Here is a 16416-nt window from a genome sequence, read left to right as displayed (position 1 = left end):
TATGAATCAAACCCCGAAAATTGCGCTAGAGGAGCACTTCTCCGCTCCCGGCTTCGACGAGTACTCTGCCAAATACACGCGAGCGCTGCCAGCCGAATTCGTCGCCAAGCTCGACGCCAAGCTGACCGACTTCGACGATCAGCGCCTTGCGGAGATGGATGCAGGAAACATCGAATACGTCGTGCTGTCGCAAACGATGCCTGGTGTACAGGCTGAGGTGGATCGCGCCATCGCCATCCGCCGGGCGCGCGAGAACAACGAGTTCCTCGTCGAGCGCGTGGCGCGCCATCCGCGACGCTTCGGCGCCTTTGCCCACGTGGCACTGCAGGATCCCACGGCCGCAGCCGAAGAGTTGGAACGCACTGTGGTCGAATTTGGCTTCAAAGGCGCGATGATCAACGGCCACACCTTGGGTCGCTACTACGAACGTGGCGAATTCGATGTGTTCTGGGAGCGCGCGCAGGCGCTCGGCGTGCCCATCTATCTGCATCCCAACGCGTTCAGTCAACCACCGGCTCTGCTGGAAGGCATGCCGGTGCTCCAAGGAGCCGCCTGGGGATGGGGCGTGGAAACGGCAGGCCATGCATTGCGCCTGCTGTTCGGCGGGGTGTTCGACCGATTCCCGCGCCTGACCCTGCTGTTGGGCCACATGGGGGAGGCCCTGCCGTACCAGCGCTGGCGCATGGACAGCCGCTTCGCCGCGTATCCATCGGGCATCAAGCTGGCGCGCAAACCCAGCGAGTACATCGGCAGCAACATTCTGATCACAACCTCTGGCGTCTGCTCTGCGCCGTCACTGTTGGGTGCGATTGGCGAGCTTGGCGCGCAGGCTGTGCTCTTTTCGGTGGACTACCCGTACGAGTCAACCGCCGAGGCCTGCACCTTCATCGAGGAAGCGCCGCTAGACGACAAAACCCGTGCGCAGGTGTGCCATGGCAATGCGCGCCGGCTCTTCAAGCTAGGCAGCCCGGAAGACCTTGCGCTCCTGCAGTTCTAACACTTCTTTCCAAAGGACGAAAAATGCCAGTTAGCGATTATCAAATGGTCAAGGCTTGGGACGAGGTTCTGAAGCTCAGCAAGGTGGAGCGCGGACAAAAGGTCTCGATCCTGTGCGGCCCCCACACGCATCCGCAAACGCTGCAGACTGCGACGATTGCAGCTCAGGCCGCCGGCGCGATCGTAACCAAGATCGAGTTGCAGCCCATCAACGCGGAGAAAGCCACCAGCCGCGATCTGATGAACTACCTGGGCGAAACTCCCCTTACCAACAATCCAGTCGCACTCGCGGCGATGAAGAACAGCGACCTCGTCCTAGACCTGATGCTGCTGCTGTTCTCGCCCGAACAGATGGAAATTCTCGAGTCCGGAACGAAGATCCTCCTGGCCGTGGAGCCGCCCGAGGTACTGGTGAGGGCAGTGCCCACCGAAGCTGATCGCACGCGCGTGTTGGAGGCATCGAAGCTGCTTAAAAAAGCAAAGAAGATGCACGTGACCTCGCCAGCCGGCACGGACGTGACTTTCCAGCTCGGCGAGTTTCCGATCATCTGCGAGTACGGGTTTTGCGAGGAACCCGGGCGCTGGGATCACTGGCCAAGCGGCTTCCTCTTTACCTTCGCCAACGAAGGCGGGAGCGACGGCACCATCGTGATTGATCGCGGCGACATCCTGCTGCCGCAGAAGAACTACGTTTCGGACAAGATTACCTTGAATCTGCGCGACGGTTTCGTGCGCAGCATCGAAGGTGACGTCGATGCTGCCCTGCTGCGCGAATTCATGGAGGCCTACAAGGATCCCGAGGCCTACGCCATAGCGCACATCGGCTGGGGGATGCAGCCACGTTGCTACTGGCACACGCTGTCGCTGATGGACCGCGAGGCGACAACCGGCCAGGATGCTCGCTCGTTCGAAGGCAATTTCTTGTTCTCGCTGGGGCCGAACAACGAGGCCGGCGGCCCTCGCACAACGCCTTGTCACCTGGACATTCCACTGCGCAATTGCACGGTGAAGCTAGATGACATAGTCGTGGTTCGCGATGGCAAGGTGATCGACGAGGCTTTTCAATGAGCGTCGATCAAGACATCTACCAAAAGCAGGGTTTCGGCAACACCGTGGCGCCCAAGGCACCGTATGGCCTGCTGATCATCGACTTCATCAATGGCTTCGCTGATCCGCTTACGTTTGGCGGCGGCAACATCGATCCCGCCATCGAATGCACGCGCGGCCTTCTTGCTGAAGCGCGCACGCGCAAATGGCCGATCGTGCACACACGGGTCGTGTACCAAGACGATGGCGCCGACGCCAACATCTTCGCGCTCAAAGTCCCCCCCATTCTTGCCCTGCGGGAGGATGCGCGGGAAAGCCAAATCGTGCCGCATCTACAGCCCAAGGGCGGCGAGCTGGTGCTGCGAAAAACCAATCCCTCGGCCTTTTTTGGGACTTCGCTGGCCGCCTGGCTGTCTCAACGCGGTGTACGGACCCTGCTAATTGCAGGATGCACAACCAGCGGCTGTGTCCGCGCCAGTGTGGTCGACGCAATGTGCCACGGATTTCGACCCCTCGTTGTCACCGACTGCGTGGGCGACAGGTCGCTGCAGGCGCACGACGCCAATCTTTTCGACATGAATCAGAAGTACGCGACGTTGATGCCCCGTGATGTTGCCCTTGAAGCGACCACCGCGATAGAACACGGCGCCTCAGCCTGATACCCACTTAAAAGTCCCGTCACTTCCGTCAAAAACCTGGTGCATACGGTGCCAGAACCCCCACTACTTGGAGAACAAATGACTATTAAATTCGTTGCCGCATTGGCGGTTTCACTCGCGACGATCGCGTTTCAGGCCCGGGCCGACGTCATCAAGGTTGGTGTCATCGCACCGATGTCCGGACCGTTCTCAGCTGTGGGGCAAACCTGGGAGGGTGCGACCAAAGCGTACCAAAAGCTGCATGGCACAACGGCGGGGGGGCACACGATTGAAGTCATCTACCGCGATCTTCCGGAGATCAACCCGGCGCAAGCCAAGGCACTGGCGCAGGAACTCGTTATCAAGGAGGGCGCCCAATACATCGCTGGCCTCTATTTCACGCCCGACACATTGGCTGTCGCTGCGCTCGCGCAAGAGGCCAAGGTGCCAGTCGTGATCTTCAACGCGTCAACTTCGTCGCTTCTCGACAAGTCGGACTACCTGCTGCGCACCTCATACACCTTGCCACAGATGGCCGTCCCTGTGGCCAAGTACGCGCTGGAAAAGAACGTCAAGAATGTCGTCACGTTGGTCAGCGACTTCGGTCCCGGTCTCGATGCCGAGAAGGCCTTCACCACAGCGTTCGTCAGCGGTGGAGGCAAGTTGCTCGAGGGAATCCGTGCTCCGCTGAAGACGACTGACTTTGGCCCCCTGATGCAGCGTGTGAAGGCGCTCAAGCCCGATGCCCTCTACGTCTTTGCCCCCGGCGGCCCCGCGACCTACGCGATGGTCAAGGCATACAACGAGGCTGGATTGAGGGCGGCTGGCGTCCGCTTTCTCGGTACTGGCGAGACCGATGAGGATCAACTGCGAGCGATTGGCCCGGATCTGCTCGGAATCGAGACTGGCATGTTCTATTCGGCATCGCACAACTCGCCTCTGAACAATGCTGTTGTCAAGACCCTGAGCGAAGTTGCTCCCAAGGCCATCCCGACCGTTCAGCTTGTGAACGCCTTTGACGGTCTGCATGTGATTTATCACATGGTGAAGGCTACGGATGGGAAGCGGGATGGCGCCAAGGCGCTTGCCAGCGCAAAGGGCCATTCTTGGGAAAGCCCGCGTGGCCCGGTGAAGATCGACCCGGTCTCTCGCGAGCTTGTGCAAAACGTCTACATGCGCGTGGTCGAAAAGGACCCGTCTGGACGATACGTCAATCGGGAATTCCGGACTTTCGAGATGCAACCTGACTACGGACGCACTCAAAACGTGTCCAAGTGACGCAGAGGCTGCAGCATGTCTCTTGCGCTTCTCAGCAGCATTCTGGTCGACGGAATCGCATACGCGATGATCCTGTTCATGATCACAGTGGGCCTGTCAATGACCATGGGTCTGATGCGGGTTGTGAATCTGGCCCATGGCGCCTTCGCGATGCTTGGCGGGTTTCTCGCCGCCACGATCCCGCAGAGCCTGGGCGTGCCGATCTGGGTCGGCTTCATGCTGGCAATCGCCTTGGTCGGCCTGGTTGCGCTGCTATTCGAGCGCATCCTGCTCCGACGCTTCTATCGACGCGACGATCTCGATCAGATGCTGGTGACGATCGGGCTGATGTTTGTCGCGACTGCCGCGGTGAACCTGTTGTTTGGGTCCTCTGTGACAACCGTAGCGCTGCCAGAGGCATTCAACGGCACGGTGGACCTAGGCTTTCGCTCCGTCCCTCGGCATCGACTCATCGTCGTCGCCTGCGGGTTCGTTGTCGTCACCGTTCTCTGGCTGGCTGTGGACAGATCGTCTTTTGGCATTCGGGTGCGTGCTGCAGTCGATAACGCGCCCATCGCACGGGCCATCGGCATCGATACGACGAAGATCTACGCAGCAACCTTTGCGATTGGCGCCGCTCTCGCGGCGCTGGGTGGCATCGCCGGTGCGGAGCTGCTGCCGATGGAGCCGACCTACGCCTCCAAATACCTGGTGATCCTCCTGGCCGTTGTCGCCGTTGGAGGTAACGGAAATCTGTTTGGCTCATTCTTTGCAGCATTGCTGCTTGGCATTGTGGAAACCTCGATGAAGTACATGGTCCCTCAGCTCGCATCGGCTGCGTTTTTCCTGACGATGATCATCGTCTTGCTGGTACGACCGCAAGGGCTGTTCGGGAGACACGCATGAGCGCGGTTGATGCGCCAATGACGGTGACCGCACCGTCTCGCGCCGGTCCGTTGATGCAACTCCGTGTAGAGCTCGTGCTGACGCTGGTGGGGCTGCTGGCCTTCGCGCTGTTCCCGCAGGACCTCGGGTTGCTGACCAACATGGCGACCATGTCCATCTTTGCGCTGTCGTTGAGTCTCGTGCTCGGCCAGGCCGGCATTGCGACCTTGGGGCAGGCCGCGCTGTACGGCGGCGGCGCTTACGTCGCGGGCTGGACTGCGCTGTATCTGACGGCAGATCCGATTGTCGGGATGCTGCTTGGCGGCCTGGGTGGCGGCGTGATCGCGCTGCTGAGCGGCGCCGTGATGCTGCGGTCGACCAAGCTCACCCTGGTCATGCTGACCATCGCGGTAGCCCAACTGCTGCTTGAACTGGCCAACTGGGCAAGATGGCTCACTGGCGGCGACGACGGTCTTGCCGGCTTCAACATCGGTCCCCTGTTCGGCATCTGGGAATTCAACTTCCTGGGCCACACCGGCTATTTCTATGCCTTGGGCGCGCTGGTGCTGGTGTACTTCCTCGTACGCAACCTGGTGGAATCGCCGTTCGGTCTGACGGCCAAGGCGATCCGGCAGGACCCCGGACGGGTTCAGGCGCTGGGGGGGCGCGTCTACTTGCACTTGCTGGCCGTCTACACCGTCGGCGGCATCGTGGCGGGGCTGGCTGGCGCATTGACAGCACAAACCAGCAAAGTGGCGAATCTCTTCATGCTGGATTTCACGACGTCGGCGGGTGTCGTGGTCATGATCGTGCTGGGTGGCACGCGCCGTCTGTCGGGCGCCGTGCTCGGTACCGTCGCGTACATGACCATCCACCACATCGCATCGACATTGAACCCGTATCACTGGTTGTTCTTCATCGGGTCGATGCTGATTGTCGTACTCATCGTTTTGCCTGAAGGCTTGATCGGGCTTCTGGACCGGGCCGTGATGTACGCCAAGCGGCTTGGCGACAGCGGGGGAGCCAAATGACCCATCGACTGCAAACCCACAACCTCTGTCACTCTTTTGGCGGCCTGGCCGTCACACAGAACGTCACGTTGTCCCTCCCCCAAGGAGCCCGCACGGCATTGATCGGTCCGAACGGTGCCGGCAAGACGACTTTGGTCAACCTGCTGAGCGGGGCATTGCGCCCGCAATCCGGTGACATCCAGCTGGATGGCCACTCGATCGTCCAGCTGCCGCAGTACGCACGCGTGCGCAGTGGCATCGTTCGCACGTTTCAGATTAGCCGCCTGTTCAAAGACCTGACCGTCGCGGACAACGTCAAGGTCGCCGTGTTGCAGCGACACCGGGCCTCCATGCAGTGGTGGCCCTCGCCGACGCGTTCCGCACGAGTTCACGAAGAGGTCTACGAGACGCTCGGCATGCTGGGGCTGCACCCCTATGCGAATCGGGTGGTGGGGCAACTGGCACTTGGCGAGCAGCGGCTTGCAGAGATCGCCCTGGCACTCGCGATGAGGCCCCAGGTGTTGCTCCTTGATGAGCCGGGCGCAGGCGTACCACAAGGAGAAGGCGGCCGCATCATGGACGCCATCGATAGTTTGCCGAAGGATCTGTCTGTCCTGCTCATCGAGCACGACATGGACCTGGTGTTTCGGTTCGCTTCGCACATCATCGTCCTGGTCGCCGGTTCGGTGATGGCCGAAGGGCCGCCCCAAGAAGTCGCCGCCAACGAACAAGTCAAACAAATCTACTTCGGACGAGACGGTCATGCCTAAGCCCACCATTGCACTCAGGTTTGAGGACGTAACGGCTGGCTATGGCGGCCTGCCGGTCGTCGAGCATCTCAGCTTTAGCGTACGCGAAGGCGAGCGCCTTGGTCTGATTGGGCGCAACGGCGCTGGCAAGACAACGACGCTTGCGACGGCGATGGGCCTGGCCGACCTGATGAGGGGGCGCATTCACTTCGGCGCCGACGACATCAGCGGTGCGAGCACGTATGCGCGCGCGCGAGCCGGCCTCGGCTACGTACCGCAGAGCCGCGATATCTTCCCCTCACTGACGGTTGAGGAGAACCTGCTGTCGGGCCTGCAGGGACGCTCGGCGAGCGTTGCCCTACCGCCGATCTATGCACTGTTTCCGCGGCTCAAGGAGCGGCGACGCAACGGCGGCACGCAGCTTTCGGGCGGCGAGCAGCAAATGCTGTCCGTGGCCCGGGCACTCGTCGGCCAGCCCCGCATCCTGCTGCTCGACGAGCCGCTGGAAGGTCTGGCCCCGATGGTGCGCGAGGAGTTGATGGATGCTATCGTTCGGATGAGCGATCAGCTGGGCGTCGGCTGCGTCCTCGTGGAGCAGCACGTGGACGTGGTCCTCGAGTTCTCCACGAACGTCATCGTTCTGGAGCGCGGCGTCGCCGCTTACTCCGGCTCAGCGGCAGCGCTGCGCGACGAGGAGGAGCTGCTGAACCGAACCATCGGTATCCAGAAGTGCTGAAGACGGGTCCATTGCTTGCCCAAGGTGACCTTGCCGCAATCGAAGGGCTCACTCGCTCGGGGAGCGATGAGCGTTGCCAATCGACTGGCCGCGGTCGAAGTTTGTGGCCAGCGATCTCTCGGTCATGTTCGACTGCCATTGCGGGCAAAGGGCGCTGTCGACTTCTGTCGGCAAGGGTGCCGACCTTCGTTCTTCTATTTACTTCCACTTCGATTCAAGGATTTGCACATGACGCCCACTCCTCATGCACCTTTGGAACTGCGGCAGCATTGGCGTTATGTCCTCGGCTGCTTCCTCGGCCTGGCCAGCGGAGTCTCGTCCCTCTACTTCTACAGTTCAGGTCTGTTCCTGAAGCCGCTAGCTGCTGAGTTCGGATGGACTAGAGGCACCGCGTCTCTGGGCTCGTTGATCAGCAGCGTTCTGCTCGGATGCGCTGCGCCGTTCATCGGGCAGCTGATCGACCGGTATGGCGCGCGACGCGTCACCCTGATCTCCCTGGTTGGTCTGTCCACGTCGTTCCTGCTTCTGGGCGTTTGGACACAGGGTTTGGCCAGTTTTCTGACGCTGGTCACAGTCCTGACACTGCTCGGTGGCGCGACCTCGCCCTTGTCCTTCACACGGATTCTTGTGGGCAAGTTTTCTCGTCAACGCGGCCTGGCCCTGGGCATTGCCATTACCGGAACCGGCGTCGGGGCGATCCTGGTACCGCTGATCGTCACGCCGGCTATCGCCAGCTTTGGTTGGCGAGCCACATACCTGGGCCTCGCTGCCGTGGTCCTTGCACTTCTGCCATTGATCGCCTACTTCCTCCGGGGCGCGGATGCGGCCCCGGTCGAGGAAGGGCGTCGCCGCGCGCCCCAAGGTAGCCTGAAAGCTCTGGCCGATCCACGCTTCTTCCGCATTGCCGCAGTCTTCCTGCTGTGCTCGGTCGGCATCTTCGGAACGATCGTGCACATCGTTCCGATGCTCACCGACCTCGGGCTTTCCCCGAATCGCGCCGCCGGTCTCGCCAGCATCCTTGGCGTGGCGGTCATCGTCGGACGGATCGTCACCGGTCTTCTGCTCGACATGTTCGATGCCGCGCGCTTGTCAGCCACGCTCTTCACCCTGTCTGCAACCGGCATGTTGCTTCTGTCAACGGGCAAACCGGCGCTGGTGCTTCCCGGGTTGCTTATGACAGGTTTCGCTGTTGGCGCGGAGTTCGACCTGGCGGCCTATCTGGTGAGCCGAAGATTTCCACTGAACCTCTACAGCACCCTCTTCGGAGGCGTGTATGCCACGGTGGCCATTGGAGCCGGCGTCGGCCCATTCCTCGCAGGACGGCTTTTTGACAGTTCTGGGAGCTATATCTCCTGGCTCTGTCTGGCAGCGGGATTGCTGCTTGCAGCTGCAATGATCTGCCTTATGGAGCGTCCGGCCGCGCACGCGACCGGCACGGTTGCAGCAGCGGGCTCGGGCGAGAGCTGAGTTCGCTCAGCCTCCGGTTTGGTCGCAATGCACAGCCTCCGTGCGCTTCTAGGCCCGCTGCGGGTGTTCGACGCAGTGTGTCGCGCCAAGGGGATCACGCGCGCCGCTCAGGTGCTCCATGTGACGCCCGGTGCGGTCAGCCAGCAGATCAAGCAGTTGGAGGTCGGGCTCGGAGCGCAGCTGTTTCAGAAATCTGGCCGCGAGATCGCGCTTACTGCGGTGGGCAAGCGACTGGCCCACCGCGTCTCGGATGCCTTCGATCGCCTGAACGATGYGTTGAACGACGTGGCCGACATTCAACTCGACAGGCGGCTGCGTCTTAAGGTGACGCCAAGCCTCGCCATCCGATGGTTGGTACCTCGTCTGCGCGGCTTCTACGCGCATCATCCCGACATTGATATCGAGATCGCAACGATTGCGGTGGCGGACGACATCCGGCTCGAGGGCGCTGACTGCGCGATCCGGCATGGCATGGGAGAGTGGACTGATGTCGAGTTGGACCACCTCTTCGACGACGAATTTCTTCCAGTCTGCGCACCAACCCTGGCCAGGCATTTGCAGACACCTCAAGACCTCCTGCAAGCCAACCTGCTGCACTCAATGATGAGGCCAGAAGCCTGGTCGCTATGGTTCAGCTCCGCTCATCTGGTAGATCCCCCGCGCCTGCATGGAATCACTTTGGCGAATGCGGCGTTGTGCTACCAGGCTGCGGCTGATGGATTGGGCGTTGCCATCGCCCAGCGCGCGTACGTTGACGATGACATCCGCAGCGGGCGGCTCGTCGTAGCCGTCGATCACGTCGCGAGAACGGAATCAGGTTACTACTTGGTCTGCGATCCGCTGAAAGCGGCCGATGCTCCCGTGAGGCTGTTCCGAGATTGGATCCGTTCTGTCCGGTAGCAGCGAAGCGAGGCGACGCACTGCCATTGCCCATCGCACTTCGGTACCACTTTTCAGCTGGCTGCCGTCACCCGGCGAGCACCATCATCCAGACTCGTGTTGGGTACAGCCCGTCATCACCTGTGAGCCTTTGCTACCGCCAACTGAGTTGGCTCGACGAAAGCGTCACAGACTGGTCGCCGCGATTCCGGCCAGCACGACCGCCGCGCCGGCGATGCGGCGCACGAGATGACCCTCGCGGAACAGTCTGCACGCTACGAGCGATCCGATGACGATGGACGATTCGCGCAAGGGCGCGACGAGCGCCACCGGCGCCTTCAGCATGGCGGTGAGAACCAAGATGTACGCGAGCGGGGAGAACACAGCCACGATGAGGATCGGCACGGCGTCGGCACGGATGGACGCTCGAATACGATGGCGTCGGCGCAACAAGCTTGGGGTCAGGATCAGGCTCTGCAGCAGCAGCGTGGCAGCGTAGTAGCTCAGCGGCGCCAATTGCAGCGCGATGACCGAGTAGCCGTCCCAGAGCGTGTAGGAGGCAATGGTCGCCCCCGTCGCGGCGCCCCAGAGCAAACCTTGAAGCGGGCGGCGGCTCCCGCTTCTGAACGGGTTGCCGGAGACTACGAGAATGCCCACCACGACGAGCGAAGCGCCGAACATCGCGGCCGCGGTGAGCTGTTCGCCCAGGAAGAGGATTGCGAAGAGCATCGTCAGCACCGGCCCGGTGCCGCGGGCGACCGGATAGACCACCCCCATCTCGGCGCGGTCGTAGCCAACCTGCAAGGTGAGAGAGTAAACGGTGTGCAACACCGCCGATACAGAGGCGCTCGCCACGAGCCGCCAGTCGAGCATCTGCTGCCCATTTGCGACGAAGGCAATGCTGATCGGGATGCACAGCAGCGCCGAAGCCCAGGTATAGGCGCAGACGAACAACAAAGCATCACCGCGCTTGTACTTCGAGGCCAGGTTCCATACCGCGTGGGCGACGGCCGCGGCGAGGACCATCGCGACGGTGCCGGGCAGCATCAGCCGATATCGGGCAGGTCGATACCCGCCCGTTCCGCGCGGCCGCTGCGCTCCGGGTCGCGCAGAGCGAGCGCCGCGACCAGTGCGTCAATCACCACGAGCTGCGCCAGCCGACTTCCGGCCGCGGCCATCTGGGCCGGCAATGGTGCACCTCCGACAACAAGCGCGATGTTCGCGAGCGTCGCCAGGGGGGTGCCGTACTGGTTGGTGACGGCGATGAGCGAGGCGCCGGCAGAAGACGCCGCGTCGGCGATGGCAAGCGTCGTCGATGTGCGTCCGGTCGAACTGACGGCGATGACAGCGTCTCCGGGGCCGAGGAGGCGCGTGGCAATCATTGCCGACAGATGGTCCGGGATGCCGATGGTCGTCACGCCGACCGCGCGCAGACGGAAGACCGCATCGGCGGCGACCGTCGCAGAGGGGCCGGCTCCGAATGCGATCACCTGGCGCGCGTGGTGGATGGTGCTGACCGCCTGGTCGAGCGCGGACAGTTCAAGGGCACCGCCCAGCGCGGTCAGTGCGTCAGTGCCTGCGCGGATCGAGGCCTCAAGCACCGCTGCCGTCGTTGCACCCGCGGTAAGTACGTCAGGCGGCGCGAAGAACCGGGTGGTACCGCGGGCACGAGCGATCTCGATCTTGAGCTCCGTGAACCCGCTGAACCCGATTGCACGTGCGGCGCGGATCACGCTCGGGGGCGAAACGCCGGCGCGGGCAGCCACCTGCGCGGTCGTGCTAGCGCCAACAAAAAGGGGGTCGGCGAGCAGTAGCTCGACGACCTTCGCCTCGCTGGCCGCGAGGTCACCACTTCGGGCCTGGATGCTTCCAATCAGCTGCACCAGTGGCGCGTCGCCTGAAACTCTATTACCATTTTCTTTCACAATGTGTAATATATTACAGTGCGCTCGCGAGGAGCGCAAGCACGGCGTGCGCAAACGCTGAACGAGACGCTCAAAGAAACCTAGGTTCATGAATACTGCAGACGCTGCATCCATCGCCGTTGTGGGTCCAGGTGCCATCGGCACCGCGGTCGCGGTCGCACTGCACGAAGTCGGCCGCACGCCGTTGCTGTGCGGCCGCACGCCCCGGGATCGTCTGACACTGCACGATGGCGATCACCTCATCACCGTTCCCGGTCCGGTTTGGGTAGATCCCGCACAGCTCGGGCGCACCGTCGACCTCGTCTTTCTGGCGGTCAAGGCGACACAGATCGAGGCGGCAGCAGAATGGCTCAGCGCATTGAGCGGCCCAGAAACTGTCGTCTGCGTGCTGCAAAACGGCGTCGAGCAGTTGGAGGGGATCACGTTGCATGCCCGACGCGGGCGGACCGTTCCAGCGGTCGTGTGGTTCCCTGCACAGGCGCATGCGGATGGCTCGGTGGGCTTGCGCGGAGACATGCGCCTCAGCCTCCCAGACACGTCGGACGCCCGCGTGGCAGCCGAGGCACTGCAAGGCACACGGTGCCGCGTCGAACTGGCCGCGGACTTCCGCGCGCTGGCCTGGCGCAAGCTGCTGCAGAACGCGGTGGCCGGACTCATGGTGCTCACGCACCGCCGCTCCGGCATGTTCGGCCGGTCCGATATCGCCGAGCTCGCCCTTGCCTATCTGCGGGAATGCCTGGCCGTGGCCCGCGCCGAAGGTGCAGAACTCGCCGACGAAGTGCCGCGGGAGATTCTCGACAAGTTCCAGGCATCTCCCGCAGACATGGGCACCTCCATCCTCACGGATCGCGAAGCCGGGCGGCCGCTCGAATGGGACATTCGCAACGGAGTCGTCTCGCGCCGCGGCCGCGCTTTGGGCGTCCCGACGCCGATCAGCGATATCCTGGTGCCGCTCCTCGCAGCCGCGAGCGATGGCCCCGGCTGATCCTGCGCCCGATGATCGCGCTGTCACTCCTCTTCCTCCTCGCCCTCAGCGCCGGAGTGCTTAGCGGCGTTGTCGGCACCGGCTCATCGCTGATCATGCTGCCCGTCCTGGTTGCCCAATACGGGCCGCGGACCGCCGTGCCCGTCATGGCGATCGCATCCCTGTTCGGCAATATCGGGCGCGTGATCGTCTGGTGGCACGAGATCCGCTGGCGGCCGGTGCTCGCCTACGCTCTGACGGGGGTCCCCGCCGCCGTGCTCGGTAGCCACACGCTGATGACGATCCCGCCCATCGTCGTTGACGTGTTCCTCGCCGCCTTCTTCCTCTCAATGATTCCGCTGCGCCGACTCATCAGGCGCTCCAGCATCCACCTGCGCATCAGGCACATGGCCGCCGCCGGAGCGCTCGTCGGATTCCTCACCGGATTCGTGCTGTCCACCGGACCGCTCAGCGTGCCGGTGTTCACCGGCTACGGAATGAGCGGCGGCGCGTTTCTCGGATCGGAGGCCGCAAGCGCGATGCTGCTCTATGCGGGCAAGCTCGGCACCTTCGGCATCGCCGGGGTGCTGACGCCGGCCGTCATTGCACGCGGGCTCGCCGTCGGCCTCGCGCTGCTCGCCGGCTCGATGATCGCCAAGCGACTCGTCCAGCGTCTCCAGACGCACACCTTCGAGCTCCTCATTGATGCAGTGCTCGTCGCGGAGGCAGCAGGAATGATGCTCGCCCTCAAATGAACTGCAAACAACCTATTGACGGCTCACAACTAGTCCGCTTTGAATCCCGAAGCTTTGACCACAGGTTCCCAGAAGGCGCGCATTTCGCTGAACCTGGCACGAGCGTCAGCCGGCGAGCTTCCCGTCGCCAGAAAGCCGAGCGTGCGGATCTTGCCCGCAAACTGCTCGGTTGCAACGGCTCGTCGGATCGCAGTGCTCCATTCGGAGACGACGGCTGCAGGCGTTTCAGGAGGGAGGCAGATGGCCAATACGCCGACTGCGGTGAGATCCTTTCGGCCGAGCTCGCTGAACGTTGGAACGTCAGGCAGAAGCGGCGAGCGTTGCGCAGAGGTCACTGCAAGCACGCGAAGCTTGCCGGCGTTGTGGTGCTGCGCAAAGTCTCCGACAGTTGAACTTCCCGCTGCAACATTGGCGCCAACGAGGTTCACGATCATCGGGGCAGCGCCCTGAAACGGCACGTCCTGTAGCGGTGTCCCGATGACTTTGGCTATCTGCAATCCCAGGAAATGGGTCGGACCTCCCGATGCGGCATGGCCAAAATTGGCATTCTCAGGATGGGCGCGCACCCATTGGGCGTATTCAGCAAAGGTCTTGACGGGCGAGGACGCTGGTACAGCCAGCGCCATCGGAAACTCGACAACCGTCGACGCCGGCAGGATGTCCCGCTCCGGAGCGTAGTTGAGCTTGTTGAAGACGAATGGATAGATCGATTGCAGGAAGTCAGGACACAGCATTGCCACGCTTCCGTCGGCAGGGGCGGCACGCAGCGCATCGATCGAGATCTTTCCGCCAGCTCCGGGCCTGTTCTCCACAACTACTGTGCGATTGAGTGGCTCATGCAACTGATCCGCAAGCGCCCGTGTGACGACATCGAGTGTCCCGCCAGGCGAGAAGCCCACAAGAATCCTTGCGGGCGGGCGGCTGGCCTGCTGCGCTATGGCCGACGGCGCGCCGAAGGACGCGGCAACAATGAGTGCGAGGTTGTAGAGCAAGGCGATACGCAATTTATTCAAGAATTACTCCATGGAAAATCAGGTCAGTCACGTCGGTTGCTGCAACGTCGCACGAGACCTCTTGAGTGATTCGATGGCAGAGGGAGCAACGACTTTTTCGCCCTCTCTGCGAGGCAGGTCAGCGACCCCGAAAAACCGGAGCGCGCTTGTCGGCGAAAGCACGGCGCCCCTCCAGTCGATCTTCGCTATCCCTGAGCACTCCAAAGGCTTGGCGTTCCAGCTCGAGTCCACCGGCAAGGGGCAGCTCCCGTCCGGTCATCGCCAGTCGCTTGGCGGCGGTCATCGCCAATGGCGCATTGGCGGCCATTGCTCGCGCAAGGTTGACAGCCGTTTCCTGCAGCGCGGAAAGGGGAACCACCTTGCTGACCAAACCGATCCGCAATGCTTCGTTGGCATCAATGCGTTCACCCGTCAGCAGCATCCGCATTGCGTCCGACTGTCCCACCGCGCGAATCAGGCGTTGCGTGCCGCCGGCGCCAGGAATGCTACCGACCCGCACTTCCGGTAAGCCGAACTGCGCGTTTTCAGAACAGATTCGGATGTCCGCAAGCAAAGCCAGTTCCAGTCCGCCTCCGAGGGCATAGCCATTGATCGCAGCGATGACGGGCTTGTCCGTTTGCAGCGTGCCGAAATTGGAATGTCTGGTGTCGCCGCGAAAGACTTGCCGAGCTGCGCTGTCGGCAGGTGGCATCGTTTTCTTGAGGTCCGCACCTGTGCAGAACGCACGCTCGCCCGCGCCGGTGAGGACGAGTACGCGGATGTCCTCGTTGTTCGATACCTCATCCCAGATCTCGAGCAATTGCTCGTTCGACTCTGGGTCGATGGAGTTCATGGCTTCGGGCCGATTCAGGGTGATGATGGCGATGCCATCCTGGACTGTCTTGGTAATGGGCATGGGATTGCTTCAGTTGTGTGTAGAGCAGGCGGCGACCACCGTCTCAACGTCTTCAGACGACATGCCTAGTTCGACAAGCACCTCACGGGTGTGCTGTCCGAGCGTTGGCGCGGCTCGTCGCGCCTCAGGGCGCTCGCCAACCGCACCCAACACGCTGCGTGGCATCGTCAAAGCACCTGCGACTGGATGCTGCAAGCGCTCCGTGAGCGCTGCTTCGACAAAGGGCGCGGACTGCGTTACCTCGGAATAGTTGTTGATAGGGCCACAAATGATGTCGACGGCGGTGAACTTCTCGAGCCAGAAAGCGCGGGGATGGGCAAGCATGCGTGCTTCGAGCAAGCGCAGCAGCGTCTCGCGGTTTTGGAGCCGGCTCTTGTTCTCGGCGAAGCGCGGATCGGATGCCAGTTCCGGCGCGCCGATGGCGGCACACAAGGCCTGCCATCGTGCAGGGTGATATGCCGCTACCATGATCCACCCATCGGCGCAACGCAGCGCTTCGTTCGGCGTTGAATAGGGCGCCGCGTTGCCTTGTGGACCGGGCACTTGGCCATCCGCAAGGTAGGACGCAAAACTCACGTGCTGAAGCGCGATGGCGCTGGCAAACATGCTGGCTTCCACGTGCTGCCCCAAACCCGTCCGTTGCCGCTCAGCGAAGGCGGCCAGAACCGAGATGGTGGCCAGCGATCCCGTTATCAGGTCGACCACCGGCACCGGAACCTTGCACGGATCTCCATCGCGTGCGCCGGTGACGCTCATGAGGCCGCTCACCGCCTGCAGTACGCCATCCACCCCCGGCAGGTCTCTTCCGGCCCCATGCTGGCCGTACGCCGAGACCGAGCAGTAGATCAGCCGCGGGTTCTCAGCAGACACCGTGGCATAGTCCAGCCCGAACCGGGCCATCACGCCCGGGCGAAAGCTCTCCACCACGACATCCGCTTCGGCGATCAGTTGCAACGCCACCTGCCGGTGCAAGAGCTGCTTGAGATCCAACACGATGCTGCGCTTGTTGCGATTGAGCGCAAGAAAGGGAACGCCTTCGCCATGGACCCAGGGCGAGAGCGCCCGCGAGAGATCGCCTGCAGGTGCCTCGACCTTCACGACATCGGCGCCGAGATCGGCCATGCACAGTGTGCAGGTCGGCCCGGCCATCACCTGGGTGAAGTCGATGACCTTCAAGCCCTTGAGAGAATTTCCCAGCAT

General features: G+C 62.5%; 17 protein-coding genes. 12 read left to right on the top strand and 5 right to left on the bottom strand.

The features are described 5' to 3' along the window. The first annotated feature begins 1 nt into the window (after position 1). The 10 genes from AB4Z46_RS15660 (at position 2) to AB4Z46_RS15615 (ending at position 9685) form a co-directional block, all read left to right on the top strand. The gene (locus AB4Z46_RS15660) at positions 2–997 is read left to right on the top strand and encodes an amidohydrolase family protein (protein ID WP_442284428.1); all 996 of its coding nucleotides are present in this window, start codon (positions 2–4) and stop codon (positions 995–997) included. Positions 998–1020: 23 nt separating this feature from the next. Further along, positions 1021–2064 carry a 2,5-dihydroxypyridine 5,6-dioxygenase gene (locus AB4Z46_RS15655; RefSeq protein WP_442284427.1) on the top strand — a complete coding sequence of 348 codons (1044 nt, stop codon included), beginning with the start codon at positions 1021–1023 and terminating at the stop codon, positions 2062–2064. Then, positions 2061–2702 (top strand): isochorismatase family protein, encoded by a 642-nt coding sequence (locus AB4Z46_RS15650; RefSeq protein ID WP_442284426.1) that lies wholly within the window; start codon positions 2061–2063, stop codon positions 2700–2702. Before AB4Z46_RS15655 ends, AB4Z46_RS15650 begins: the two co-directional genes overlap by 4 nt. A gap of 78 nt (positions 2703–2780) precedes the next feature. Further along, the gene (locus AB4Z46_RS15645) at positions 2781–3959 is read left to right on the top strand and encodes an ABC transporter substrate-binding protein (protein WP_442284425.1); all 1179 of its coding nucleotides are present in this window, start codon (positions 2781–2783) and stop codon (positions 3957–3959) included. Between the two features lie 15 nt (positions 3960–3974). Continuing rightward, positions 3975–4844, top strand: coding sequence for a branched-chain amino acid ABC transporter permease (locus AB4Z46_RS15640; protein ID WP_442284424.1), 870 nt, complete (start codon positions 3975–3977; stop codon positions 4842–4844). Continuing rightward, a complete protein-coding gene (locus tag AB4Z46_RS15635; RefSeq protein WP_442284423.1) occupies positions 4841–5854 on the top strand; it encodes a branched-chain amino acid ABC transporter permease in 1014 nt (337 codons plus the stop codon). The genes AB4Z46_RS15640 and AB4Z46_RS15635 overlap by 4 nt, the downstream gene beginning before the upstream one ends. Continuing rightward, positions 5851–6603 carry an ABC transporter ATP-binding protein gene (locus AB4Z46_RS15630; RefSeq protein ID WP_442284422.1) on the top strand — a complete coding sequence of 251 codons (753 nt, stop codon included), beginning with the start codon at positions 5851–5853 and terminating at the stop codon, positions 6601–6603. The genes AB4Z46_RS15635 and AB4Z46_RS15630 overlap by 4 nt, the downstream gene beginning before the upstream one ends. Further along, positions 6596–7318, top strand: coding sequence for an ABC transporter ATP-binding protein (locus AB4Z46_RS15625; protein ID WP_442284421.1), 723 nt, complete (start codon positions 6596–6598; stop codon positions 7316–7318). Before AB4Z46_RS15630 ends, AB4Z46_RS15625 begins: the two co-directional genes overlap by 8 nt. A 228-nt stretch (positions 7319–7546) precedes the next feature. Continuing rightward, positions 7547–8785, top strand: coding sequence for an MFS transporter (locus AB4Z46_RS15620; RefSeq protein ID WP_442284420.1), 1239 nt, complete (start codon positions 7547–7549; stop codon positions 8783–8785). A gap of 27 nt (positions 8786–8812) precedes the next feature. Beyond that, a complete protein-coding gene (locus tag AB4Z46_RS15615; protein WP_442284419.1) occupies positions 8813–9685 on the top strand; it encodes a LysR substrate-binding domain-containing protein in 873 nt (290 codons plus the stop codon). A 165-nt stretch (positions 9686–9850) separates the two neighbouring features. Here the strand turns inward: AB4Z46_RS15615 and AB4Z46_RS15610 are convergent, their stop codons facing one another. Beyond that, complete coding sequence (locus AB4Z46_RS15610; protein ID WP_442284418.1) at positions 9851–10711, bottom strand: EamA family transporter; 861 nt, start codon at positions 10709–10711, stop codon at positions 9851–9853. After that, positions 10711–11643, bottom strand: a complete 933-nt coding sequence (locus AB4Z46_RS15605; RefSeq protein ID WP_442284523.1) for a MurR/RpiR family transcriptional regulator — start codon at positions 11641–11643, stop codon at positions 10711–10713. Before AB4Z46_RS15605 ends, AB4Z46_RS15610 begins: the two co-directional genes overlap by 1 nt. 34 nt (positions 11644–11677) lie before the next feature. Here AB4Z46_RS15605 and AB4Z46_RS15600 point away from each other — a divergent pair, with 34 nt between their 5' ends. Both AB4Z46_RS15600 and AB4Z46_RS15595 read left to right on the top strand, forming a co-directional pair. Beyond that, positions 11678–12574: an oxidoreductase gene (locus AB4Z46_RS15600; RefSeq protein WP_442284417.1), complete on the top strand. Its 897-nt coding sequence runs from the start codon at positions 11678–11680 to the stop codon at positions 12572–12574. 11 nt (positions 12575–12585) lie between these two features. Next, positions 12586–13308: a sulfite exporter TauE/SafE family protein gene (locus AB4Z46_RS15595; RefSeq protein WP_442284416.1), complete on the top strand. Its 723-nt coding sequence runs from the start codon at positions 12586–12588 to the stop codon at positions 13306–13308. A 29-nt stretch (positions 13309–13337) separates the two neighbouring features. Here the strand turns inward: AB4Z46_RS15595 and AB4Z46_RS15590 are convergent, their stop codons facing one another. The 3 genes from AB4Z46_RS15590 to AB4Z46_RS15580 form a co-directional block, all read right to left on the bottom strand. Further along, the gene (locus AB4Z46_RS15590) at positions 13338–14321 is read right to left on the bottom strand and encodes a Bug family tripartite tricarboxylate transporter substrate binding protein (protein ID WP_442284415.1); all 984 of its coding nucleotides are present in this window, start codon (positions 14319–14321) and stop codon (positions 13338–13340) included. 118 nt (positions 14322–14439) lie between these two features. Beyond that, positions 14440–15216, bottom strand: coding sequence for an enoyl-CoA hydratase/isomerase family protein (locus tag AB4Z46_RS15585; protein WP_442284414.1), 777 nt, complete (start codon positions 15214–15216; stop codon positions 14440–14442). Between the two features lie 9 nt (positions 15217–15225). Beyond that, complete coding sequence (locus AB4Z46_RS15580) at positions 15226–16416, bottom strand: CaiB/BaiF CoA transferase family protein (protein WP_442284413.1); 1191 nt, start codon at positions 16414–16416, stop codon at positions 15226–15228.

It is taken from the genome of Variovorax sp. M-6 (genome assembly GCF_052114385.1).
Classification (GTDB): Bacteria; Pseudomonadota; Gammaproteobacteria; order Burkholderiales; family Burkholderiaceae_C; genus Variovorax.
Note: the sequence above shows the minus strand (reverse complement) of the source record. Positions and strands in the feature narration are given on the sequence as shown.

Coding starts and splice junctions, on each gene's coding strand:
- AB4Z46_RS15620 (WP_442284420.1), top strand. CDS start 7,547: ATGACGCCCACTCCTCATGCACCTTTGGAACTGCGGCAGCATTGGCGT.
- AB4Z46_RS15660 (WP_442284428.1), top strand. CDS start 2: ATGAATCAAACCCCGAAAATTGCGCTAGAGGAGCACTTCTCCGCTCCC.
- AB4Z46_RS15645 (WP_442284425.1), top strand. CDS start 2,781: ATGACTATTAAATTCGTTGCCGCATTGGCGGTTTCACTCGCGACGATC.
- AB4Z46_RS15635 (WP_442284423.1), top strand. CDS start 4,841: ATGAGCGCGGTTGATGCGCCAATGACGGTGACCGCACCGTCTCGCGCC.
- AB4Z46_RS15640 (WP_442284424.1), top strand. CDS start 3,975: ATGTCTCTTGCGCTTCTCAGCAGCATTCTGGTCGACGGAATCGCATAC.
- AB4Z46_RS15650 (WP_442284426.1), top strand. CDS start 2,061: ATGAGCGTCGATCAAGACATCTACCAAAAGCAGGGTTTCGGCAACACC.
- AB4Z46_RS15600 (WP_442284417.1), top strand. CDS start 11,678: ATGAATACTGCAGACGCTGCATCCATCGCCGTTGTGGGTCCAGGTGCC.
- AB4Z46_RS15585 (WP_442284414.1), bottom strand. CDS start 15,216: ATGCCCATTACCAAGACAGTCCAGGATGGCATCGCCATCATCACCCTG.
- AB4Z46_RS15580 (WP_442284413.1), bottom strand. CDS start 16,416: ATGCTGGGAAATTCTCTCAAGGGCTTGAAGGTCATCGACTTCACCCAG.
- AB4Z46_RS15655 (WP_442284427.1), top strand. CDS start 1,021: ATGCCAGTTAGCGATTATCAAATGGTCAAGGCTTGGGACGAGGTTCTG.
- AB4Z46_RS15595 (WP_442284416.1), top strand. CDS start 12,586: ATGATCGCGCTGTCACTCCTCTTCCTCCTCGCCCTCAGCGCCGGAGTG.
- AB4Z46_RS15630 (WP_442284422.1), top strand. CDS start 5,851: ATGACCCATCGACTGCAAACCCACAACCTCTGTCACTCTTTTGGCGGC.
- AB4Z46_RS15625 (WP_442284421.1), top strand. CDS start 6,596: ATGCCTAAGCCCACCATTGCACTCAGGTTTGAGGACGTAACGGCTGGC.
- AB4Z46_RS15610 (WP_442284418.1), bottom strand. CDS start 10,711: ATGCTGCCCGGCACCGTCGCGATGGTCCTCGCCGCGGCCGTCGCCCAC.